Annotated in this window: 18 protein-coding genes; 10 read left to right on the top strand and 8 right to left on the bottom strand. The window is 64.7% G+C overall.

The genetic code is table 11. The annotated features are described in order from the left end of the window. Positions 1-7: 7 nt before the first annotated feature. Together moeB and moeA are read right to left on the bottom strand one after the other, a co-directional pair. Complete coding sequence (gene moeB / locus C2U30_RS06045; RefSeq protein WP_103243414.1) at positions 8-763, bottom strand: molybdopterin-synthase adenylyltransferase MoeB; 756 nt, start codon at positions 761-763, stop codon at positions 8-10. Then, positions 760-1,986, bottom strand: coding sequence for a molybdopterin molybdotransferase MoeA (gene moeA / locus C2U30_RS06040; RefSeq protein ID WP_053288944.1), 1,227 nt, complete (start codon positions 1,984-1,986; stop codon positions 760-762). The genes moeB and moeA overlap by 4 nt, the downstream gene beginning before the upstream one ends. Before the next feature lie 370 nt (positions 1,987-2,356). On the opposite strand from moeA, the gene folE reads away from it, so the two are divergent. From folE to C2U30_RS06025, 3 genes are all read left to right on the top strand, one after another. Continuing rightward, on the top strand, positions 2,357-3,013 hold the full coding sequence (gene folE / locus C2U30_RS06035) for a GTP cyclohydrolase I FolE (RefSeq protein ID WP_010674171.1): 657 nt from the start codon (positions 2,357-2,359) through the stop codon (positions 3,011-3,013). A 251-nt stretch (positions 3,014-3,264) separates the two neighbouring features. Continuing rightward, positions 3,265-4,914, top strand: coding sequence for a methyl-accepting chemotaxis protein (locus tag C2U30_RS06030; RefSeq protein WP_053288586.1), 1,650 nt, complete (start codon positions 3,265-3,267; stop codon positions 4,912-4,914). 249 nt (positions 4,915-5,163) lie between these two features. Next, positions 5,164-7,251, top strand: a complete 2,088-nt coding sequence (locus C2U30_RS06025; protein WP_053288585.1) for a methyl-accepting chemotaxis protein — start codon at positions 5,164-5,166, stop codon at positions 7,249-7,251. A 74-nt stretch (positions 7,252-7,325) separates the two neighbouring features. On the opposite strand, the gene C2U30_RS06020 is transcribed toward C2U30_RS06025, so the two are convergent. Beyond that, positions 7,326-9,056 (bottom strand): formate--tetrahydrofolate ligase, encoded by a 1,731-nt coding sequence (locus C2U30_RS06020; RefSeq protein WP_053288584.1) that lies wholly within the window; start codon positions 9,054-9,056, stop codon positions 7,326-7,328. 66 nt (positions 9,057-9,122) lie between these two features. Between C2U30_RS06020 and C2U30_RS06015 the strand changes: the two genes are divergently transcribed. After that, entirely contained in the window at positions 9,123-9,524 is a 402-nt protein-coding gene (locus C2U30_RS06015; protein ID WP_103243413.1) for a hypothetical protein, read from the top strand. Between the two features lie 8 nt (positions 9,525-9,532). Here the strand turns inward: C2U30_RS06015 and C2U30_RS06010 are convergent, their stop codons facing one another. Continuing rightward, on the bottom strand, positions 9,533-10,435 hold the full coding sequence (locus C2U30_RS06010) for a LysR family transcriptional regulator (RefSeq protein ID WP_103243412.1): 903 nt from the start codon (positions 10,433-10,435) through the stop codon (positions 9,533-9,535). 109 nt (positions 10,436-10,544) lie between these two features. Between C2U30_RS06010 and C2U30_RS06005 the strand changes: the two genes are divergently transcribed. The 4 genes from C2U30_RS06005 to C2U30_RS05990 all read left to right on the top strand — a co-directional run bounded on the left by C2U30_RS06005 (position 10,545) and on the right by C2U30_RS05990 (position 13,454). Beyond that, positions 10,545-11,105, top strand: a complete 561-nt coding sequence (locus C2U30_RS06005) for a YceI family protein (protein WP_010674176.1) — start codon at positions 10,545-10,547, stop codon at positions 11,103-11,105. Next, positions 11,105-11,839 (top strand): hypothetical protein, encoded by a 735-nt coding sequence (locus C2U30_RS06000; RefSeq protein ID WP_048207342.1) that lies wholly within the window; start codon positions 11,105-11,107, stop codon positions 11,837-11,839. The genes C2U30_RS06005 and C2U30_RS06000 overlap by 1 nt, the downstream gene beginning before the upstream one ends. A 185-nt stretch (positions 11,840-12,024) precedes the next feature. Continuing rightward, positions 12,025-13,146: an adenosylhomocysteinase gene (locus tag C2U30_RS05995; RefSeq protein WP_042882543.1), complete on the top strand. Its 1,122-nt coding sequence runs from the start codon at positions 12,025-12,027 to the stop codon at positions 13,144-13,146. Further along, on the top strand, positions 13,143-13,454 hold the full coding sequence (locus tag C2U30_RS05990) for a SelT/SelW/SelH family protein (protein ID WP_010674179.1): 312 nt from the start codon (positions 13,143-13,145) through the stop codon (positions 13,452-13,454). Before C2U30_RS05995 ends, C2U30_RS05990 begins: the two co-directional genes overlap by 4 nt. A 63-nt stretch (positions 13,455-13,517) precedes the next feature. Here C2U30_RS05990 and C2U30_RS05985 read toward each other — a convergent pair whose 3' ends face one another. Continuing rightward, positions 13,518-15,242, bottom strand: a complete 1,725-nt coding sequence (locus tag C2U30_RS05985) for a lysophospholipid acyltransferase family protein (protein ID WP_103243411.1) — start codon at positions 15,240-15,242, stop codon at positions 13,518-13,520. 105 nt (positions 15,243-15,347) lie between these two features. Continuing rightward, positions 15,348-16,574: a peptidase T gene (gene pepT, locus C2U30_RS05980; protein WP_103243410.1), complete on the bottom strand. Its 1,227-nt coding sequence runs from the start codon at positions 16,572-16,574 to the stop codon at positions 15,348-15,350. Between the two features lie 1,025 nt (positions 16,575-17,599). Here pepT and speA point away from each other — a divergent pair. After that, a complete protein-coding gene (speA, locus tag C2U30_RS05965; protein ID WP_042882536.1) occupies positions 17,600-19,501 on the top strand; it encodes a biosynthetic arginine decarboxylase in 1,902 nt (633 codons plus the stop codon). 256 nt (positions 19,502-19,757) lie between these two features. After that, a complete protein-coding gene (locus C2U30_RS05960) occupies positions 19,758-19,946 on the top strand; it encodes a hypothetical protein (RefSeq protein WP_010674183.1) in 189 nt (62 codons plus the stop codon). A 45-nt stretch (positions 19,947-19,991) separates the two neighbouring features. Here the strand turns inward: C2U30_RS05960 and C2U30_RS05955 are convergent, their stop codons facing one another. Together C2U30_RS05955 and C2U30_RS05950 are read right to left on the bottom strand one after the other, a co-directional pair. Beyond that, positions 19,992-20,279: a hypothetical protein gene (locus tag C2U30_RS05955; protein WP_103243409.1), complete on the bottom strand. Its 288-nt coding sequence runs from the start codon at positions 20,277-20,279 to the stop codon at positions 19,992-19,994. A gap of 164 nt (positions 20,280-20,443) precedes the next feature. Further along, a complete protein-coding gene (locus C2U30_RS05950; RefSeq protein ID WP_227263536.1) occupies positions 20,444-22,552 on the bottom strand; it encodes a putative bifunctional diguanylate cyclase/phosphodiesterase in 2,109 nt (702 codons plus the stop codon). Between the last annotated feature and the right edge of the window lie 130 nt (positions 22,553-22,682).

The raw sequence follows: 22,682 nt of genomic DNA, 5'->3' as shown, positions 1-22,682 counted from the left end.
GCGCAGCTCAGGGCCTTGAGCAGACCGGGCAGTTGGGGCGTTTGGGCAGTTTCAGCTCGCGAAAGCTGCCACCCAGACCGTCGATCATCAGCAGGCGGCCACTGTAGCTTTTGCCCATGCCCGCCAGCAGCTTGATGGCTTCGAGCGCCTGCAGGCTGCCCACCAGCCCCACCACGGGGGCCAGTACCCCCGCCTCGACACAGGTGAGGGCCTGATCGCCAAAGAGGGCGCTGAGACAGGCGTAGCAGGGTTCATCCTCCTGCCAGGTGAAGCTGCAGAGCTGCCCTTCCAGCCGGATGGCGGCGCCGCTGACCAGGGGCACCTTGTGCTGGCGGGCGCGCTGGTTGAGGAGGTTGCGGATGGCGACGTTGTCGGTGCAGTCGAGCACCAGCTGATGGCCTGGCAGCAGGGCATCGAGCAGCGCCTCATCGGCGAGGGTGGCGTGGGTCTCCACCTCGAGCCAGGGGGTGAGGGCGCGCAGGGACGTCGCCGCGGACTCCACCTTGAGCTGGCCGATGCGCGCGTCGCTATGCAGCACCTGGCGCTGCAAATTGGAGAGCTCCACCCGATCGAAATCCACCAGGGTGAGGTGGCCGACCCCGGCCACCGCCAGATACTGGCTGGCGGCGCAGCCGAGGCCCCCGGCGCCGATGACCAGCACGCGGGATTGCTTGAGCGCCTCCTGTCCCTCGAAGTCGAAGGATTTGAGCACGATCTGGCGGTTGTAGCGAAGGAGTTCTGCGTCGCTCAGGATCTCGCTCACAGCAGCAGCCCCGAGAAGGGCTCGACGGTGACCGTCTCACCGGCGGCCACCTTGCCGCGCTCCTGCTCGAGCACGATGTAGCAGTTGGCCCGGGACAGGGAGCTGAACACCCCGGAGTCCTGGGAGCCGGTGCTGCGTACCTCGAGGCCATTGGGGCCCACGCTCAGGATGCCGCGCTGGAAGTCCTGGCGCCCCGGGCTCTTCTTGAGCGGCGCTGTCGCCAAGGCCTGGAGGGGGTGCGGGCGTGCAAACTGCTGACCGGCGAGTCTGGCCAGGGCCGGTTGCACCAGCTGATCGAAGGTGACCATGGCGGAGACCGGGTTGCCCGGCAGACCGAAGAACCAGGCGTTTGGCAATCGGCCAAAGGCGAAGGGTTTGCCCGGCTTGATGGCGAGCTTCCAGAAGCCAATTTCCCCGAGCTCTTCGAGCAGTTGCTTGGTGAAGTCCGCTTCTCCCACCGAGACCCCCCCGGTGGTGATCAGGGCATCGGCCTCGCGGTCGGCCTGCAAGAAGGCGGCGCGCAGGGCCGCCGGATCGTCGGGGATGATGCCAAGGTCCAGGCACTCACAGCCCATGCGGCTCAGCATCGCCTTGACCCCGTAGCGGTTGGAGTCGTAGATGTCCCCGTGCTGGAGCGGGGTGCCCAGAGGCTTGAGCTCGTCCCCTGTGCTGAAGATGGCGACCCTGAGGGGACGGCGCACCGTGACGTTCGCGATGCCAAGGGAGGCGAGCAGCGGCAGCTCCCTGGGGCTCAGGCGCAGGCCGCTTTCGAGCACCCGGGCGCCCTGCGCCAGATCCTCGCCGCGGCGACGGATGTTCTGGCCAGGCGTGGGCGCGGTCAGGAAAGTGATCCCGTTGTCGCCGGCTTGCGTTTCTTCCTGCATCACCACAGCGTCTGCACCCGGGGGCACAGGGGCCCCGGTCATGATGCGGATGCAGTGGCCGGCGGGCCACTCCCCCTCATAGGGCTGGCCCGCAAAGGCCTTGCCCGCCACGGGGAGCGGCACCCCGGCGGCGAGATCCGCCAGGCGCACGGCATAGCCGTCCATGGCGGCGTTGTCGAAGGGGGGGACGAAGAGAGGGGAGCTTATCTCCTCGGCCAGGATCCGATCCAGCGCCTGGGGCAGGGGCAACCGCTCCGTCTCGCAGCAGCAGGTGAGTTGTTCCAGCATCCCTTGCAGGGCCTTGTCCAAGGGGAGGAGTGCACCGGTATCGAATCCCATCATCATGACCTCTCTGGTGTGTAGGGGGCGGATTATCCCAAAAATCCGCTCCGATGGGCAGGCCGAAGGTGCGGTAATGGGGGGCAGATGCTCCGGTGTGATCGGATTCTGGGACGCTATCCCGTTGAATTACCTCCTGATGGGTAACCAGGGCGAGGCTTGCGCGGGATGGCAGGTGGGGAAGAGGCGGCACGGCCGTGCGCCTTGCCCCCGAATGGGCAGGCCGGTGCGGACAAAACGGGGTGGTTTGGCATAAAGTCGGGCACCGGGCTTGAGTTAGACAGAATTATGACAATAATCGCCCTGTAAGATTGCGCCGCGGCACCATGCCGCAGGCCAGCACAGTCCCTGAGCGTGGGAGAGAAACACGATGACGAGCTTAAGCCAGGAGGCCCTGTTGGTCAGGGCTGCGCTCGAGGCCGAGGGCCTTGAGACACCTCTGGTGGCCAATGAATTGAGCGGCCAGCAGAAAAAGGAAAAAATCGAAGGTCATATGCGCGCCATCATGGAGACGCTGGGACTGGATCTGGCCGACGACAGTCTGGCCGAGACCCCTCACCGCATTGCCAAGATGTACGTGAACGAGATCTTCTCCGGCCTCGACTATGCCACCTTCCCCAAGGTGACGGTGATCGAGAACAAGATGAAGGTGGACGAGATGATCATGGTGCGGGACATCAGCCTCACCAGCACCTGCGAGCACCACTTCGTCACCATAGACGGCTTTGCCCACGTGGCCTACATTCCCCGCGGCAAGGTGATTGGCCTGTCGAAGATCAACCGCATCGTGCAGTTCTTCGCCCGCCGTCCCCAGGTACAGGAGCGGCTGACCCAGCAGATCCTGCTGGCGTTGCAGACCCTGCTTGGCACCAGGGACGTGGCCATCAGCATCAAGGCGACCCACTTCTGCGTGAAGGCCCGTGGCGTGATGGACTCCACCTCCTACACCACCACCACCTCCCTGGGCGGCGTCTTCAAGACCCAGCCCGACACCCGCGCCGAGTTCCTCGGTGGTCTGAAAGGGTAGTGCTCCCGGGGCCTGTCGCCGACAGGCCCCGTCTCCTTTCCCTCACTTTTTTTGAAAAATACCTAAAGTTGTGACCGTGCCGGTCGCTATGGCTCTCCGTGTTGTCGGACGGTCTGGTTGACGCCGACACCCCCGGGCCCGCCCTTGTGCGCGCCGACAGGGACGAGATGTGCTGCCAAGGAGGGTAGTGAAGGCGCAGGCCAGGCCTGCGCCCAGCAATGCCACTTGTTTTCCCCCATGCAGGACATCCCATGAACACCATGACGATAGGCAAAAAACTTACCGCCGGCTTTGCCGTACTCGGCCTGATGATGGCCTTTATCGGCGGCTTCTCGCTGTTTGAATTCAGCAAGATGAACCGCGCCGCCATCGGCTTTACCGACAGTATCCTGCCCGCCGTCGTGCGCACCAGCACCCTCGGCGAGACCATCAATGCCCTGCGCCGCTACGAACTGGATGTCTTCCTGGTGGCGGACGATGCCCAACAGAAGGCCCGCTATCGCAACGAGAGCGAGAAGAGCCTGCAAGAGGCTGCGCGCCAGATAGTGGCCCACGATGGCACCATCTGGGCGGAGGATCGGGAGGAGCGCCGCGCCTTTGACATCGTCAAGGCGGACTGGGAGCGATATGTCGCCCTGCACCAGCGCATCCGGCAGATGCAGGACTCGGGACAGATGGCCGAAGCCCAGCACCTCTTCATGGGGGAGGGGGTCACCCTCTATACCAATCTGACCAAGTCGGTGGGTGAGCTTATCCGCATCAACCACGGCTACTCCGTGGGCTCCCGTGCCGAGGTGGTGGACGCCTTTGACAGCGCCAAACTGAGCGTGACCCTGGCCCTGGTGATAGGCCTGGCCCTGGTTGTCGCCCTCTCGGTGGTGCTGACCCGCCAGATCCGCGACCCGCTCATCATGCTGGCCCGTCAGGCCCAGCGCATCGCGAGCGGCGATCTCGGCCGGGGCGAGCTGCAGGAGTGGGTCCGCGGCAACCGCTTCAACCGCGACGAGCTGGGTCAGCTGGGGTCGGCCATCGACCGGATGCAGGGGGCACTGGCAGAGCTGGTGAGCGAAATCTCCGGCTCGGTGAGCCAGCTCAGCAGCGCGGTAGAGGAGGTGAGCGCCATCTCCGAGCAGTCCGCCAAAGGCATGGCAAGCCAGCAGGGAGAGGTCTCTCAGGTCGCCACCGCCATGAACGAGATGCAGTCCACCGTCAATGAGGTGGCTCGCAACACCACGGACGCCATGGGGGCGGCCAAGCAGGCTTCCCGCACCTCCACCCAGGGCAACCAGGTGGTGCGCAGCGCCATCGGCAGCATAGAGCAGGTTTCCCGCCAGATAGAGCAGGCCGGGAGCGTGGTGCAGCAACTGGAGACCGACAGCGCCAGCATCAGCATGGTGCTGGACGTGATTCGCGGCATCGCCGAGCAGACCAACCTGCTGGCCCTCAACGCGGCCATCGAAGCGGCCCGGGCCGGCGAGCAGGGGCGTGGCTTTGCGGTGGTGGCAGACGAGGTGCGCAGTCTGGCCCAGCGTACCCAGGCATCCACCGCCGAGATCAGCAAGATGATCGAGGTGCTTCAGGAGCGCACCGCCGAGGCGGGCAGCGCCATGCAGCTGAGCCGTCAGCAGATGCAGGAGAGCGTGGAGCTGGCGCGGGAGGCGGGGAGCAGCATCGACAGCATCAACGGTGCCGTCACCCAGATCACCGACATGAACACCCTGATCGCCACCGCCACCGAGCAGCAGAACGCGGTCACCGAGGAGCTCAATCGCAGCATCGTCAAGATCCACACCGCCGCCGACGAGAATGCCCAGGGGGCGCAGCAGACCGCCCAGGCCTGCGTCGAGCTGAGCAGGCTGGCCACCTCGCTGCACCATATGACCCAGCGCTTCACCCTCTGAGTCTTGCTGCCACCCGGCACAGCGCAGAAGGCCCCGCCAATCGGCGGGGCCTTGTTGTTTGTCATCGCCCTCCCTGTGCCCGTTTCAACCGGCCCGCCTGCCCCGTCACCTACCGGATGGGGGGATGACAGGCCGGATGTTCGAATTCGCTCACAAATCGGCGATTAATTTCATGCGGGGCCGTTTGCGACCTGTTTGCAAGCCCGTATGATGCCCCCCTTTTTTGGATCAAGAGACCCACCATCCGTCATGTTCCGTTCCATCAAGTATCAAGTCATGTTCTTTGCGGGTTGCATCCTGCTGACCACCGTCCTCAGCGTGGTGGGTTACAGCTATGTTTCCCTGGCCAGCATGCAGGAGAAGATCCAGCAGGAGAGCCACGATGCGGCCCGCCAGCAGGCCAGGCAGTGGCTGCTGACCCTGGCGGATGGTCAGGCGAGCGAGGTGGCACGCTCCTTCGAACTGGCGCTGGATGCGGCCGAAACCCTGGCGGCGCTGCTGGCGGGCAATGTACATCAGTCCGAGCCTCTCGATCGGGACGAGGTCACGGCCCTGCTCAAGGACATAGGGGATCGCAACCCGGATTTCCTCAGCATCTACAGTGGCTGGGAGGCGGATCGTTTCGACGGTCAGGATGCGCTCCATACCGGTGATGGCCGGCATAGCCAGGCATCGGGCAACTTCGCCCCCTACTGGAGCCGCGGCCCGGCCGGTTTTGACCTCAAACCCCTGGGGGATTTCTACAGCAAGACGCCGAGCGCGACCGGGATCCGGGCCTCCGAGTGGTATCTCTGCCCGCAGGAGAGCAAGGCAAGCTGCGCCGTCGACCCCTCCGTCTACCAGGTTAACGGTCAGCCCACCCTGCTCACCTCCTTCGTGGTGCCTGTGCTGAACGGGGATCAATACCTCGGCATGGTGGGCATCGACTACTCCCTCAACTACCTGCAACGGCTGGCCGCTGACATCAGCCGACGGGTATTCGACGGGCAGGGCAGGGTGCGCATCATCAGCCCCATGGGCATCATCGCCGCCGACTCCCGCGATGGCGACGGGGTAGGGCAGCGCTTGCAGGATCCATCCTTGCTGGCCCAGTTGCAACGCGGCGAGAGGGGCAGCGACGAGCATGCCGATGGCTTGAGGGTCTTCGCACCCATCAGCCTCAACAAGGTCACACAGGCCTGGGGGATCGCCATCGAGGTGCCGGGCAGCGCCCTCTATGCCGAGTACGAGCGGATGGCGCAGGCCCGTGCCGAGGCCTTTGGCAAGGGGGTCTGGACCCAGCTGATGGTGGGCATCCTGGTGGCGGGTATCGGTCTGGTCGGGCTCGCTTTCGCGGCAGGGTCCATCTCCCGGCCGGTGCAGGAGACGGCTCGCATGGTGGCGCGTCTCTCCAGCGCCGGAGGGGATCTGACCCAGCGGCTGACCCAGCACCGGCGCGATGAGACCGGGGTGCTGGCGGAGGGGATCAACCAGTTCGTCGCGACCGTGCAGGGCATAGTGACCGACACCGCCACCAGCGTGCACGAGTTGCAGCAGGCGGCGGTGAACTCGGCCAGGCAGGCCCAGCAGGGGCTGGCGAACAGCCATCACCAGCTGGAGCAGGTCGAGCTGGTGGCCACGGCCATCCATGAAATGTCATCGACCGCAGACTCCGTCTCCAGCAGCGCCCAGATCACGGCCCAGGCGGTGGATGAGACCCGTCATGCGGTGCACAAGGGTCAGCAGGTGGTGAGCGCCTCTGCCAACGGCATCCGCCAGTTGAGTGCCCAGGTCAGCGAGGTGTCGGACAGGATCACCGCCTTGCAGCAGCAGGGGGTGCAGATTGGCAGCATCCTGGATGTGATCCGGACCATCTCTGAGCAGACCAACCTGCTGGCGCTGAATGCAGCCATCGAGGCGGCACGGGCCGGTGAACATGGTCGCGGTTTCGCCGTGGTGGCCGACGAGGTGCGTACCCTGGCATCCAAGACCCGGGCCTCGACCCAGGAGATCCAGCTGATGATAGACAGGCTGCGGGATACCACGCGCGCCGCGGTCGACACCATGACAGAGGGGCGCCAGTTGAGCAGCCTGGCGCTGCGTGATGCCGAGCAGGCGGTAAGCGAGCTGGCGACCATAGTGCAGGCCGCCGACCGTATCCAGGACATGGCGACCCAGATTGCGAGCGCCGCCGAGCAGCAATCCAAGGTGAGCGAGGAGATTAACCAGAACGTCAGCAACATCCACGAGCTGGCGAGCGCCTCCACCCGGGTGGCCCGGGAGCAGGATGCCCAGAGCCGGCAGATGCACGGGTTGACCGAGACGGTCATGAGCAAGCTGGGGCGCTTCCACTACTGATGGCGTTCTGATACGCATAACAAGGCCCCGCCAATCGGCGGGGCCTTGTTGTTTCTGGCTGGACCTGGGCGCCGTCAGCTCAGGCCGACGATGTCGCCGTCATCGTTGATGTCGATATGGCGATAGGCCGGCAGGCTGCCCAGGCCCGGCATGGTCATGATGGGGCCTGCCAGGGCATAGACGAAGCCTGCCCCCGCGCAGAGTTTCACCTCTTCGATGGGCACCTCGAAGTCCGTCGGCACGCCCTTCCTGGCCGGGTCATGGCTCAGGGAGAGCGGCGTCTTGGCCATGCAGACGGGCAGGTTATCCTGGCCCTCTGCCGAGAGTCTGGCCAGTTGCTGGCGCGCCTTGTCCGAGAGGGTGACGCCCCGGCCACCATAGCCGCACTCCACCAGGGTGGCGAGCTTGGCGGCAAGGCTCATCTCATCGGGGTAGAGCAGCCTGACCTCACTGGGCTGCTTGCAGGCCGCCACCACGGCGTGAGCCAGATCCGCCGCACCCGCGCCACCGTCAGTGAAGGCCCGGGAGAGGGCGACCCCACAGGCACCGGCCTGGCGCGCCGCCTCCAGCAGGGCCAGCTCGGCATCGCTGTCGCTGGGGAAGCGGTTGATGGCGACCACCACGGGCACCCCGTAACGGCGGGCGTTGTGAATATGCCAGGCGAGGTTGGCGCACCCCGCTGTCAGGGTGGGGAGATCTTCCCCTTGCAGGCTGGCCGGCAGCGGCTGGCCCGGCCGGATGTCAAGCAGGCCGCTGTTGGCCTTGAGGCCGCGCACCGTGGCCACCAGCACCACGCAGGCGGGGGCGAGGCCGGATTGGCGATACTTGATGTTGAAGAACTTCTCCAGCCCCATGTCGGAGCCAAAACCCGCCTCGGTCACCACGTAGTCGGCAAGACCCAGCGCCATGCGATCGGCGATGACGGAAGAGTTGCCGTGGGCGATGTTGGCAAAGGGGCCGGCGTGGACCAGCACAGGGGTCTGCTCCGTGGTCTGCATCAGGGTGGGCTTGAGGGCGTCTTTGAGCAGCACCGTCATGGCCCCCGCCACTTCCAGCTGCTCGGCGGTGATGGGCTTGCCGCGCAGGTCGAGGGCGAGCTGGATGCGGCCGATACGCGCGCGCAAGTCCTTGAGATCCCTGGCCAGCGCCAGAATGGCCATCAGCTCGGAGGCGGCGGTGATGACGAAGCGATCGGGGCGCTCGACCCCATCGGCAGCGCCGCCCTGGCCGAGGGTGAGGTGGCGAAGCGCCCGGTCGTTCATGTCCAGGGTGCGGGGCCAGAGGATGTTGGCCGGGTCGATATCGAGCCGCGCCAGACCGGTTCTGGCGCTGAACTGGTCACCGAGTTTGCGTTCATGGAACAGGCGGGCATCGAGGGCGGCAGAGGCCAGGTTGTGGGCGGCGGTGAGGGCGTGAAAATCCCCGGTGAGGTGGAGGTTCATCTCCTCCATCGGCACCACCTGGGCCATGCCGCCCCCGGCGGCGCCCCCCTTGACCCCGAAGACGGGGCCGAGGCTCGGTTGGCGAATGGTGGCGATGCTGGGCTGGCCGATGTGGTTGAGCCCCATGGAGAGGCCGATCGTGGTGACCGTCTTGCCCTCCCCAAGGGGGGTCGGCGTGATGGCGCTCACCAGCACCAGCTTGCCGGGCTCGCGGGCGGGGGCGTGATGGAGCAGCGCGAGGTCGAGTTTGCCCTTGTAATGGCCGTGGGGGTGGAGATGGGCGGCCGCTATGCCGAGCTGTGCTGCCACCTCGGCGATGGGCAGGCGGGGGGACTGGCGGGAGATCTCGATATCGCTTAGCATCAGCACCTCGTTGGCATGTAAGGTCAAATATGCGGCGAAGTCTAGAGGAATCAACAGGGTAATCCAATGAGCAATGCTATTTTATCCGGCAGTCGTGAGCCCCATCAAAGCCCCATCCTGCTGGATCTCAACGCCCTCTATCACCCGCCCAAACGGCCCCTCACCGCCCTTGGCATCGTCAGCGCCTTCATCCCGCTGTTCGGCTACGGCTGGCAGGCGATGACCCAGGATCCCGAGACCCACTTTCGCCACGAGCTCGGCAGGCGCATCAACAGGCACAAGAGCGACGAGGCGAACCTCGCCCTGATCCTGCAACTGGCAGCCATGCTCGACTGCCACTGCCTGCACGTCACCCTGCCCTATGCGCTGGGGGAGGCCGAGCTCGCCGCCTTGCGCCAGCGTCTGCCACGCTGGCAGATGAGCCAGCAGGATCACCTGCTGGTGGCCGAGCTGATGCCCACTCCCTGAGCCCGGGCTCAGGTCTCCCTGTCCCAGTAGTGGGGCGCCAGGTAGCGCTCCTGCACGAACTCGATGAAGCAACGCACCTTGGCCGAGACGAAGCGGCGGTGCGGATAGAGGGCATAGAGCCCCACCTGCCCCTTCTCCCACTCCGGCAGCAGGGGCACGAGGGCGCCTGAGCGCAGCGCGTCGCCGACGATGAAGGTGGGCTGCAATATGATGCCCTGGTGGTCGCAGGCGGCCCGGGTCAGGGCCACCCCGTTGTTGGCGCGAAGGGGCCCCTGGGGGCGAATGCTCTGTTGCTCCCCATCCCGTTTGAAGACCCAGTCCGGCTGGGTCAGGGTGTAGATGAGGCAGTCGTGCTGCTTGAGATCCTCCGGGGTCCTGGGGGTGCCCCGGCGGGCCAGGTAGTCTGGGCTGGCGCACACCACCAGCTTCATGGTGGCGAGCGGCTTGGCCACCAGGGAGGAGTCCGGCAGGTTGCCGATGCGCAGCGCCAGATCGAAGCCCTCCTCCACCAGGGCGACCCGCCGGTCGCTGTACTCTATCTCCAGCTTGAGCTCGGGGAAGCGCTCACGAAACAGCGGCAGGGCGGGGGAGAGGTGCAGGTAGCCGAAGTCCATGGGCACCGACAGCTTGAGGGTGCCCTGGGGCTGCTGGTTGTTGTGGGTGAGCTGGCTGTGGGTCTCTTCCAGCTCCGCCAGCAGGGCCAGGGAGCGCTGGTAGTAGAACTGGCCCGCCTCTGTGGGGTTGACCTGGCGGGTGGTGCGCGACAGCAGCCGGGTCGACAGCGACTCCTCGAGCTGCTGCATCAGCTTGGAGGTCATGGCGACCGAGATCCCGAGCTGATGGGCGGCCTTGGTGAAGCTCTGGCACTCTACCACCTTGATGAAGGTGCGCATGGCGGCTATCTGATCCATATTCCACTCTCGGTTGATAATTATTTTAATAAATCGATGATTATCTATTCTCGATAGGAGGTTAGCATTTTGGACACCGTTGTGAACCCCCAATGAAGGAACGATCGGAATGAAAATGACCAAGGCCCTGCTGGCCTCTTGCCTGTTTATGGCGGCTCCCCTGATGGCTGCCGATTACGATGTCGATGCAGCGCACACCACAGTCCAGTTCAAGGTGGGCCACCTCGGCTTCTCCGAACTGGTCGGCCGGTTCAACACCTTCAGTGGCACCTTCAGCATGGACGACGCCAACCCGGCGGCGGCCAAGGCGAGCTTCGAAATCGATGCCGCCAGCGTGGATTCCAACCACGAGGCCCGCGACAAGCACCTGCGCAGCCCCGACTTCCTGGACGTGAAGCAGTACCCCAAGATGACCTTCGTCAGCACCGGCTATGAAGGCACCAAGGACAAAGGCGTACTCAAGGGCACCCTGACCCTGCACGGTGTGTCCAAGGACGTGGCCTTCGACCTGGTCCACATCGGCGAAGGCAAGGATCCCTGGGGCGGCTACCGCAGCGGCTTCAACGCCACCACCACCATCAAGCGCAGCGAGTTCGGCGTGAACTACATGGTGCCGAACATCCCTGACGAGATGACCATCAACCTGTTCGTTGAAGGCGTGCGCAAGTAATGGGCGCAGCACTCCTGCTTCAAACCCTGGCGGCTCCTTTAGGGGCCGCTTTGCTGTCGTGGCGCTGGCCGCGGCTGGGCTATCTGTGGGGCGCCCTGGGGATCTGGCTGGTAGGCTGCCTGCTGGGCGGTGCCTATGGCCTGCCGGTCAAGGCGTGGCAGTGGCTGCCGCTGACCCTGCTGGTACCCGCCCTGACCCAGGGTACCAACAAGGGGGTCGCCCTCGCGCTGTTCGGGGGGCTGGGTGCCCTGGTGTGGTGGCAGGGGCTGGCCTCCGTGCTGGCGAGCGAGCCCGGGATCTGGCTGGCCTTGCTGCCCGCCATCCTCTGGTCTGGCTGGACGAGCTGGCGTGGTGACAGCGAGGAGGGGCTCGGCTTCGCCCTGGCCTTCATCTGGCTGGCGCTGGTCATCGGCATCGATGGCAGCCTGCTCATCGCCCAGCTGACGGGGGCCCTGGCCGCGTTTGCCGGATTCCGTGCCCTGCTCGGCGCCTTTGCAGGGGTCAAGGTGACCCCGGCTGCCCTGGGGCTTTCACTCGCCTTCGTGCAGATGCTCGCCTGGCAGTACGTGGAAGTGCCCCTGCTGGTGCTGCTGCCGGTCTGGCTGTTGCCGCTGCTGGAACGTGCCCTGCACGGGCGCCCGGGACTCTCTCGCTGGGGGGTCTTGATCCTGGTGGCGGCCGTCGGTGCCGGAGTGAGTCTGTGGTGGGTATGGCCAGAGGCGTCACTTTACTGATTTCTGCATGAAAAACAGGCTATTACCTTAGAAATTGATGGGCTTGTCAAAGTCTGGACAGATAAAGATTGAGACCCATGGTGCTTTCGGATAAAAAGGATTTTCAATTATCTGGATACACACAGAACCCGGCTATGCCGGGTTCTGTTTGCCTGCTTTCCCGCGGCACGCTAAGGAGGCCACAGTTGCGCAGTCAGGGATCTGAGCATCTGTTTTTTCGCCATTTCACCGAACAGGGATGTCTTGGGGATCTCTGCATCCTGCTGGTGACCCACCTGCTTCCCGACAGACCCGACTTCATCCAGGTGCTCGATCGGGTGGGCCGGGTCGGTGCCATCCTGCCCAAACCCAAGTCCGTGCACGGGCCGACGCTGGCCTGGGCCCAGCAGCACTACCCCGTGCTGCCCCTCAATCGCCACTGGACCTCGGATCCCGGTGAGGTGATCGCCCAGATTGCCCCCCTGGTGATGTCCCACGAGCGGCTCATCATCCTCGACATCGGCGGCTACTTCGCCAAGAGCCAGGCGGTACTGGCCGAGCACTTTGGCGCCCGCTTCATCGGGGTGGTGGAGATGACCGAGAACGGCCATCAGCGCTACGAACAGGAGTCCCTGGCGGCTCCCGTCATCTCGGTGGCCCGCAGCCCCCTCAAGCAGGCGGAAGATATCCAGATCGGCCTGAGCGTGGTCTACTCCGCGGAGTCCCTCGCGCGTACCCTGAGGCGTACCTTCAATGTCTGCCAGGCCGCCCTGTTCGGCTATGGCAAGGTGGGGCGCAGCATCGCCCGGGAACTGCGCTGTCGCAACCTGCATCTGGAGCTGGTGGAGACGGATGCCCTGCGCCAGGTGGAGGCGCTCTCCCACGGCTTCAAGCTGGTGAACAAGGCCGAAGCCCTGGGCCGCGCCGAGCTGGTGATCTGCTCCACCGGCAACGGCTCCCTCGACATCACCGATCTGCAGGCCCTGCGCCCCGGCGCCATGCTGGCCTCGGTCACCTCCGCCGACGACGAATTCGCCTTCAGCCTCGCCCAGCTGCCCTGGCCGAGCGAGGAGGTGTGTCCCCATGTGCTGGCCCTGACCCGGCCGGACGGCAGCACCATCTTTTTGCTCAACCGGGGGGAGGCGGTCAACTTCGTCCACGGCGCCGTCATCGGCGAATATGTCTACCTGGTGCTGGCGGAGATCATCGAAGGGGTGCACCAACTGGCCCATCAGGCATCCACCCCGGGCCTTCACGAACTGCCCCAGGCCACCATGCAGCGCATCGCTCGCCACTGGTTGACCGATTTTCACGGAGTCACCCCATGACAGACACCCATTTGCCCCTCGCGAAACCGCGCATCGAAATCCGTTACTGCACCCTCTGCCGCTGGATGCTGCGGGCCGCCTGGCTCGCCCAGGAGCTGCTCTCCACCTTCGACGGCGAACTGGGAGAGGTGGCCCTGGTGCCCGCCAGCAAGGGGGAGTTTCGCATCCTGGTGGACGGGGTGCTGGTGTGGGACAGGGTGGCCGACGAGGGCTTCCCCGAGGCCAAGGAGATCAAGCAGCGGGTGCGGGATGTCATCGCCCCGGAGCGGGATCTCGGCCATGCGGATCGCAAACCCGCAGCCGAGTAGGCGGCATCACCCATGATGTGAAAGAGGGAGGCGCAGGCCTCCCTCTTTCGTTGCGACGCCCGGTCAACGGTCGCCAGATGTGGCCGGCGCTTCCCCGGCGGGGAGGCCAATATAGCGGGCCCGCTTGTGGGGCTTGATGCGGCTCACGTCCACCCACACCAGGCCGTCGATGCAGTGGTTGAAGTCCGGGTCGATGCCAAAGTCCATGAACTGCACGCCCCCCGGCTCGCACAGCTCGGCGTACTGCTTGTAGAGGGTGGGAATGGCGCAGCCCAGGTTGTCGAGCCCGGCCTTGAGCACCTTGAGGTCATCCCCGTAATCGCGCCCCTCGAACAGCGTCGGCGTGGCGGGATAGGGGCGGCGGGAAGGGGCGAGGGCAAGGGTGGGGGCGAAGTGCTGGCGATAGAAGCTCACCAGCAGATCCTTGGCCGCCGGCGGCAGGCTGCCGGAGAGGGTGACGGGCCCGAACAGGTAGCGGTATTGGGGATAGCGGGCCAGATAGGCCCCGATGCCGAACCAGAGGTAATCGAGCCCCCGCTTGCCCCAGTAGGCGGGCTGGATGAAACTGCGGCCAAGCTCGATGGCCTGTTCCAGCCGGGGCAGCAGCTTCTCTTCGAAGCCGAACAGGGTGTGGCTGTAGAGGCCATCCAGCCCCTTGCTGGCCAGCCGTTCGGCCACCGGGGCGAAACGGTAGGCGCCGATGATGTCGAGGCGGGCGGGATCCCAGAGGATGAGGTGGTGATAATCATCGTCGAAGGCATCGAGATCCCGCCGCTTGCCCGAGCCTTCCCCCACCGCCCGAAAGGCGATCTCCCGCAGGCGCCCCAGCTCACGCAGGATCACCGAGTGGCTCTGCTCGTGGCGGCGATAGAGCAGGATGCGCTGGCCGTCCGGGGTCTGGCCGAGCAGCTCGCACCCGTCGATGGCCTGTTTCAGCAGGCGGCGATCCTCCGGCAGGGCGATGGGGGCCTCGGTCTGCAACCGTCCCGCCTTGCCCCGAGCGATTCGGTAGAGGTGGCCGCGCACCAGCCGGGCCGCCGTCTTGGCCGGCAGCTCCTGAAAACTGGCGAGGGGAATGCGCGCCCCTATGGTCACCGGCAGCGTCTGCCCCTGCTGGCGAAACAGCTGGCGTACCAGCAGCAGGGCGGAGGCGGGCTTGTTGAGCCAGGAGGCGAGATAGAACCAGAGGCTGTTGCGCCCTCCCAGGTGAATGGGCACCAGGGGCGTTCGGCTGCGCTGGGCCAGCTTGATGAAGCCGGCCTGCCAGGGGCCATCCTTTACCCCCTTGGGGCCGAGGCGGGAGACCTCGCCTGCGGGGAAGATAACCAGGGCCCCGTCGGCGGCAAGGTGTTCGTTCATGGCGAGGATGGCCTGCCTGTCGGTCTTGCCCCCCAGGTTGTCCACCGGCAGCAGCAAAGGGCGCAGCGGCGCGAGCTGGGCCAGCACCTGGTTGGCCACTATCTTGACGTCGGGGCGGATGCGCCCGATGAGGCGTAGCAGGGCCAGCCCGTCCAGGGAGCCGATGGGGTGGTTGGCGACAAGAATGACCCGGCCGCTGGCGGGAATGTGCTCGAGCTCGGCCTCGCTCACCCGGTAGTCGAAGTGGAGCTCGGTGAGGGCCTGCTCGACGAAGTCCAGACCGCGCAGGTGGGGATGGCGCGTGGCAAAGCGGGTGAAGGCCTCTTCGTGCAGCAACCAGCTCAGCCCCTGCCTCATCAGGGGACGGAGGAGGGGCTGGCTGGCGAGGCGGGGCAGGTGCTGCCCCAACAGGGTATCGACGTCGAACATGGGCAAGGCTCCGCTGAACTTTGCCCCAGCTTGACGCCCCTGCGTGCCTTTCGTGTGTCGGTTGGGTGACGGTTTGATGACGGGGCGAGCCCCGTCCTTGCTCCCTTACTCTGCCCGCCAGGCAGAGGTGAGGCGCACCAACGCCACCAGGGTGGCGACCGCTTTTTCCATGGATTGCAGGGGGATGAACTCGTGCTTGCCGTGGAAGTTGTGACCGCCGGTGAACAGGTTCGGACAAGGCAGCCCCATGAAGGAGAGCCGGGCGCCGTCGGTGCCGCCGCGAATGGGTTTGATCTTGGGCACCACGTCGGCGGCCTCCATGGCGGTTTTGGCCAGCTCGACGATGTGGGGATGGGGCGCTATCTGGCTGCGCATGTTGCGGTAGTTGTCCGCTATTTCCAGGGTGATGCGTGCCCTGGGGGCGTCCAGTTGCAGGGAGGCGACCCGCTCCTTGAGCTGGGCCTTGCGGGCGGCGAAGCAGTCATCGTCGAAGTCGCGGATGAGGTAGTGCAGGGTGGTCTCCTCCACCGTGCCCTCCATCCGGGCCAGGTGGAAGAAGCCCTCATACCCCTGGGTGCACTCCGGGGTCTGTTCGGCGGGCATGGCGGCATGGAAGCGGGCGGCCAGGGTCTGGCTGTTGATCATGCTGCCCTTGGCGGTGCCGGGGTGGACGTTGTTGCCTGTGATGCGCACCGTGGCGCTGGCGGCGTTGAAGTTCTCGCATTCGAGCTCGCCGAGCTCGCCGCCATCCACCGTGTAGGCCCACTTGGCCGGGAAGCGGTCCAGCGGGAAGCGGTCGGCACCGCGCCCTATCTCCTCGTCCGGGGTAAAGCCGACCCAGACATCGCCACGGGGGATCTCGGGGTGAGCCTGCAGGTATTCCACGGCGGTGAGGATCTCGGCGATGCCCGCCTTGTCGTCGGCCCCCAGCAGGGTGGTGCCGTCGGTGGTGATGAGATCCTGCCCCAGGTAGTTTTTCAGGAAGCGGTACTGGCGGATGGCCAGCACCTCATCCCCCTTGCCAAGGCAGATATCGCCCCCCTGATAGTGCTCGACTATCTGGGGAACGACGCACTCGGCCTCGTAATCGGCGGTGTCCATGTGGGCGATGAGCCCGATGGCGGGGGCATCCGGCTGGTTGCCCGGCAGGCAGGCGGTGAGGTAACCATGCTCGTCCAGGGTGACCTGGCTCAGCCCCATCTGCGTCATTTCGTCGCACAGGGCCCGGGCGAAGAGGCGCTGTCCCTCGCTGCTGGGGCAGGCAGGATTGGTCGCATCGGAACGGGTATGAAAGGTGAGGTAGTGGAGAAAGCGCGAAAGCAGGGTGTTCATGGGCAAGCCTCGGGTCACGAAAGAGGAGTCATTGTGGCCAAGACGGCGGCGCCGCTTATTGCGTCAGCGCAGTTTTTGATGACTTTGTGGGGGAGAGAAGGGCCATCGAGGGGGAGGGGCGGGGATCATCGCTTGGCACCTTGCATAAAAATTCCAAAATAAAAACTGGTTAAGCAATTGCGAAAAAGCTGAATTTCCCCTCGGCCCAGCGCTGGCAAGGGGTGACCCAAAATGCGTGACGTGTTGGTTATTTTCATCGCCTCGCCCACGCACTCCCATCCCTCGCCATCCCAGAGCCCGCCTTGCTGGCAGCGAGATTTTGCCCCCCGATGAAAACCCGTTTTTTAACACGATTTTTTATTGTCACTGGCTGCGGTAAGTGTGTACACTCCGCGCCGATCCAAGGGCAACCCTGCGCAGGCCGTGTCCGCCAGACCCGCAGGATCATGACGCCTATAGGGCGAGGCACGCAGAAACGACAGACACTGCTGGGGAATGGTTTCTTTAATACCGGTTAGGCTCCGGTATCAGGGAGAACAACGGACTCTCATCTTTCAGCTGACCGAGTGGGCTTCGGGCTCATCATCTCCCTTGTCATGGGCGGTCACTGGCGTTGAGCGGGTCGTAGTGGTTGTCGTCCATCAACACGATGCGTGCTGACGTCTTCCCTTCTCTTCCTTGAAACCCTCTCCTGTCCGTCGGGATGGCTGCCGAATGATGAACAAACGGCGTGGCTGATGCCGATTGTCATCAAAGTACCGCGGTACGCCGGCAAGGTGTTACCGCATACCGTTGAGCTTGATGTAAAGCCACCAGCCCCACATCAAGACTCGTTACTTCCCAAGATCCACCAGGCAGCCTTGGCTTGCCGCGATGTGCAATGAACAGGATGTGGCGGAGCATGCTCCGTTGCGGGTCCAACGTCAGCAGGCCGCTCTGGCTTGCCGCATTTTGCAATCAATGGTCTGGATGTGATTGAGGGTAACGAAGGCGGCCCACGGCCGCTCATTTGCGAGGCATAGCCCATGACTAACTGGTCCAGCAAGGACTCCTTGAAGGTCTACAACGTTCCCTACTGGGGTGCGGGTTTTTTCAATATCAATGACGCCGGTCATGTGACCGTCTCTCCCGACAAGTCTCGCCCCGAGGCTCAGATCGTGCTGTCCGAGGCCATCGAGCAACTGCGCCAGTCCGGGCTGACCACGCCGGTGTTGCTGCGTTTCCCCGACATCCTCAAGAGCCGGGTCGATGCGCTGTTCAACGCCTTCGGTCAGGCCATCGAAAAGTCAGGCTATGAAGGGGATTACCTGTGCGTTTACCCGATCAAGGTAAACCAGCAGCGCCGCGTCATCGAGACCATCAGTCAGTCCTACAGCGACAAGCCGAGGCTTGGGCTGGAAGCGGGCTCCAAGCCCGAGTTGCTGGCCGTGCTGTCCCATCATCATGAGCAAGGGTCCGTGATCGTCTGCAACGGTTACAAGGACCGCGAATACATCCGCCACGCCCTCCTGGGCAACCTGATGGGCCACAAGGTCTACATCGTGGTGGAGAAGCCCTCCGAGCTGGAAATGGTGCTCGACGAGTCAGCTCGTCTCAACATCAAGCCCAACATCGGGGTGCGCGCCCGTCTGGCGTCCACCGGCTCCGGCATGTGGGAATCGAGCGGCGGTTCCATGTCCAAGTTCGGTCTCTCCGCCTCCCAGATCCTGGCGCTGGTGGAGCGTCTGCGCAGCCTCGGCAAGCTGGACTGCCTGCAACTGCTGCACTTCCACCTGGGTTCCCAGATCGCCAACATCCGCGACATCCAGGGCGGCATCCGCGAGTGCGGCCGCTTCTACGCCGAGCTGTGCCGTCTTGGCGCCAAGGTCGAGGTGGTGGACGTGGGCGGCGGCCTGGGTGTGGACTACGAGGGCACCCGTTCCCAGAGCCACTGCTCCGCGAACTACAGCCTCTCCGAGTACGCCAACAACGTGGTCTGGGGCATCGGCGATGTCTGCCGCGAGTTCGACCTGCCGCACCCGACCATCATCAGCGAGTCCGGCCGTGCCCTGACTGCACACCACGCCGTGCTGGTCACCAATATCATTGGTGCCGAAGGGGTGGAGGTGAACGACATCAGCGCCCCGGACGAGGACGCGCCCACCATCTTGCAGAACATGTGGAAAGGGTGGCTGGACCTGCGCGGGGAAGATCCCTCCCTGCTGGAGATCTTCCACGACTCCGTGGCGGATCTCGGTGACGTCAACGCCCAGTACACCATGGGCCTCTTGAACCTGGAGCAACGTGCCTGGGCCGAGATGCTGCACCAGAACACCTGTCTGGCGCTCAAGGAGCTGCTGAACCCGGTCAACCGCAACCACCGCGCCCTGGCCGACGAACTCTCCGAGAAACTGGCTGACAAGTGCTTTGCCAACTTCTCCCTGTTCCAGTCCCTGCCGGATGCCTGGGGTATCGGTCAGGTGTTCCCGGTGATGCCGCTGGCCGGCCTCGAGCGTCCGCTCACCCGCCGCGGCATCCTGATGGACATCACCTGTGACTCCGACGGTCAGGTGGAGCACTACGTCGACGGTCTGGGGGTGGAAAGCACCCTGCCGATGCCGGTCTACGGTGAGCACGAAGAGTGCCATGTCGGCTTCTTCCTGGTGGGTGCCTATCAGGAGATCCTGGGGGATCTGCACAACCTGTTCGGTGACACCCACTGCGCGGAAGTGTGGCTGGATGAAGAAGGCAAGATGGACATCCGCAACGTGGTGCGTGGTGACACCGTCGACCAGCTGCTGCGTTACGTCAACATCGACCCGTCCGTGATCCGCGAGAACTACCAGCGCATCGTCTCCCACCCGGCGCTGGACGACGAGACCCGCAAGGCCCTGCTCGACGAGCTGGAGCTGGGTCTGCAAGGCTACGCCTACCTGGAAGACGAATAAGCCAGCGGCTTGTTCCCCGTCGGTCAAATGACGGACATGAAAAACGGCGCCTTCGGGCGCCGTTTTTGTTGCGCTGTTGCCAGGCTGGAGCCGGTTGGCGGGCTCGGTCATCCAGGCTGGCGGCATCCCGCCCCGGCCAGATCCGGCCACTGCCCGCTTCTGCCCGCCACCTCCCTTGATCCAGGTCAAGGGGGACTTAGGTCCCTTATTTTACGGTCAAGGGTGAGGTTGGTGAATGACACATAAGGATGTGCGTATGGAACTCAAGAGGGACCCGAGATGCTATACCGACGTCTGTATCGACGGTAAGTGGTATCACTACGATCACTGCAGCACTCACGTTTATATGCTGATGGGGGGCGCCGCCCCCAGCCTGCAGCTTGCCCATGAACCCGGCAGTGAAGAGGAGCTGGTGGAGATGCTCCGTCAGCACCCTCAACGCTGACTGCCTGCGGGCCATCGGGGGTATCGTCCCGGCGGCCCGCCTTGCTCAGCCCGCCTTGCGGCCCAGGATCTTATTGCCCATCTCCAGCAAGGCCGTTGCCGCCGCATAGGCCTCGTCTGACTTGCCTATCTCGTCCGCCACGTAGAGAAAACCGGATCTGTACTTCTCCACCGCCTCGTGGGGAGTGGCTGCGTCGATGAAATCCTCTTCCACCTCGAACCCTTGTGTCAGCAGCGCCTCCTTCTCCGTGAGGAAGGTGGGGGAGGCCATGTCGACATAGGTATATTGCTGACGGCGGGAGGCGGGGACGCTGAAGAACTGGAATCTGGCCATGGATGTGGCTCCTCTGAACGGGTGATCTGCCATGGGGGGCGCTCGATGCGCCCGGCAAGATAAAGGAGCATTCGAGTCTTGCAGCAGACTACCTTGAGTCGTGAAGGGACGCAATCGGGCTGGTGATCACTCTGGCGACATGGGCGCAGCGCCCCACCTGCTTGTCAGGCAAGCACACCTTCCAGCACCCGCTGGGGAGTCTCGGGAGCGCAGTGGACAAGCAGTTGCTCCCCGGTCATGGGGCGTCCGAGCAGGTAGCCCTGCAAGGTGTCGCAGCCCAGCTCGGTCAGCAGGTCCCGCTGCTCCGGGGTTTCCACCCCCTCTGCCACGATGCGCATCTCCAGGGCCTGACCCAGGGCGATGATGGCGGCGATGATGGTGGCATCGTCGCCTCCCCGTTCCAGGGTGGTGACAAAGCCCCGGTCAATCTTGAGCTCGTTGGCGGGGAAGCGCTTGAGGTAGAGCAGACTGGAGTAGCCGGTGCCGAAGTCGTCGATGGAGATGCCAAGGCCGAGCTCGGCCAGACGGTTGAGGATGGCGAGGCTCTCCTCGGCCTTCTGCATGGCGGTGGATTCGGTGATCTCCAGGGTCAGGTGACGGGCCTCGAGCCGATGGCGGGCGAGGGCGCCCTGCACCTCCTCCAGCAACCCGGGGCTGGCGAGCTGGATGGTGGAGAGATTGACCGCCACGCTCCAGTCGTGATGACCCGCCGCCCGCCAGGCGCTCATCTGGCGGCACGCCTCGTCGATGACCCAGTTGCCGATGGGGATGATGAGCCTGCTCTTCTCCGCCAGCGGCAGGAAGCTGGCCGGCGAGACGGCACCATGCTCCGGGTGCTGCCAGCGCAGCAGGGCCTCGGCGCCGACCACCTGGCCGCTGCGGGCACAGTATTTGGGCTGGTAGTGCAGGGCCAGCTCCCCCCGCTCCAGGGCGTGTTGCAGCTCCTTGTGCAGCAGGAACTGCTGGTGGGCGTTGGCGTTCATGGCGCTGTCGAAGTAGTAGTAGTCGTTGCGCCCCTGCTCCTTGGCGTAATACATGGCGGCATCGGCGTTGAGGGTCAGCTCGTGCAGGCTGGTGCCATCCTGGGGATAGACGGCAATGCCGATGCTGGCGGTGATGTGCAGGCTGTGGTGCTCCCACTCATAGGGCTGGGCCAGGGTGGCCAGCAGCCGCTCGGCAAAGGCCGTGGCCTGGCTCACGTCCCCCGGCGCCAGGGCCAGCACGAACTCGTCCCCGCCAAAGCGCGAGGCGGTGTCGCTGGCACCGAGCAGGCCGGTGATGCGCTGGGCCACCTCGGCCAGCAGCAGATCCCCGGTGTGGTGGCCGTGGGCATCGTTGATGATCTTGAAGCCGTCGAGATCGAGAAACAGCAGGGAGAAGCTGCGCTGGCTGTGCTGACACTCCTGGATGCGCTGCTCCAGCCGGTCGGCAAACAGCAGCCGGTTGGGCAGCCGGGTCAGGCTGTCATGGAGCGCCAGCTTGAGCAGCTCGTCGTGGGCCTGGTGCAGGGAGGTGGAGAGCTTGGCGGCGTGGGCATCCAGCATGGAGAGCACGAAGGCGATGGCGAACACCGCCAGGGTCACTATGATGACCACGGTTGCCAACCACTGGGTATTGAGACCGGTGTAGAGGGCCCCGCACAGGCTCTCTGCGGGGAACTGGGCCGCCGCCATGCCGGTGTAGTGCATGCCGATGATGGCCGCCCCCATCACCAGGGAGGCGAGGGCCTTGCTGAAGAAGGCGCGGGGCGAGCTGTTGCGCAGGCGAAACGCTATCCAGAGCGCGGCACCCGAGGCGAATACCGCGATGAGGATGGAGAGGATGAAGAGCCCAGGCAGGTAGTGGATGCCGGGCGTTATCTTCATGGCCGCCATGCCGATGTAGTGCATGGTGGCGATGCCGGCCCCCATCAGCACGGCCCCGAACAGGATCTGGTGCCAGGGGAGCTGGGGACGACTCACCAGCCAGAGCGCAAAGGCCGAGGAGCCGATGGCCGCCACCAGGGAGAGACCGGTGAGGGTCAGATCGTATCCCAGCGCGATGGGCAGGTTGAAGGCGAGCATGCCGATAAAATGCATGGACCAGATGCCGAGCCCCATGGCGAAGGCTCCCCCCGCGAGCCAGAGCACGGCGGCCCGTCCCCGGCTCTGGCTCACCCGACTGGTCATGGTCAGCGCCGTGTAGGAGGCGAGCACCGCCACCAGGATGGAGAAGAACACCAGATCCTGGCTGTAATAACTGTCGAGCATGGGGTGGGTTGGGGTCACGTTCATTTACTCTGGGGTACATCAGGGCCTGAGCCTGGGCCGGGTCAGGGGAAATCGGGTGGCAGATTGTACACTAGGCGTCCCTGTCTTGAGCCAGAGATTCGTACCAAAATGGCCCCCGGATCAGAGCAAAAAC

The organism is Aeromonas sp. ASNIH5, assembly GCF_002902865.1.
Lineage (GTDB): Bacteria > Pseudomonadota > Gammaproteobacteria > Enterobacterales > Aeromonadaceae > Aeromonas > Aeromonas caviae.
This window is presented reverse-complemented; position numbering and strand designations above follow the sequence as displayed.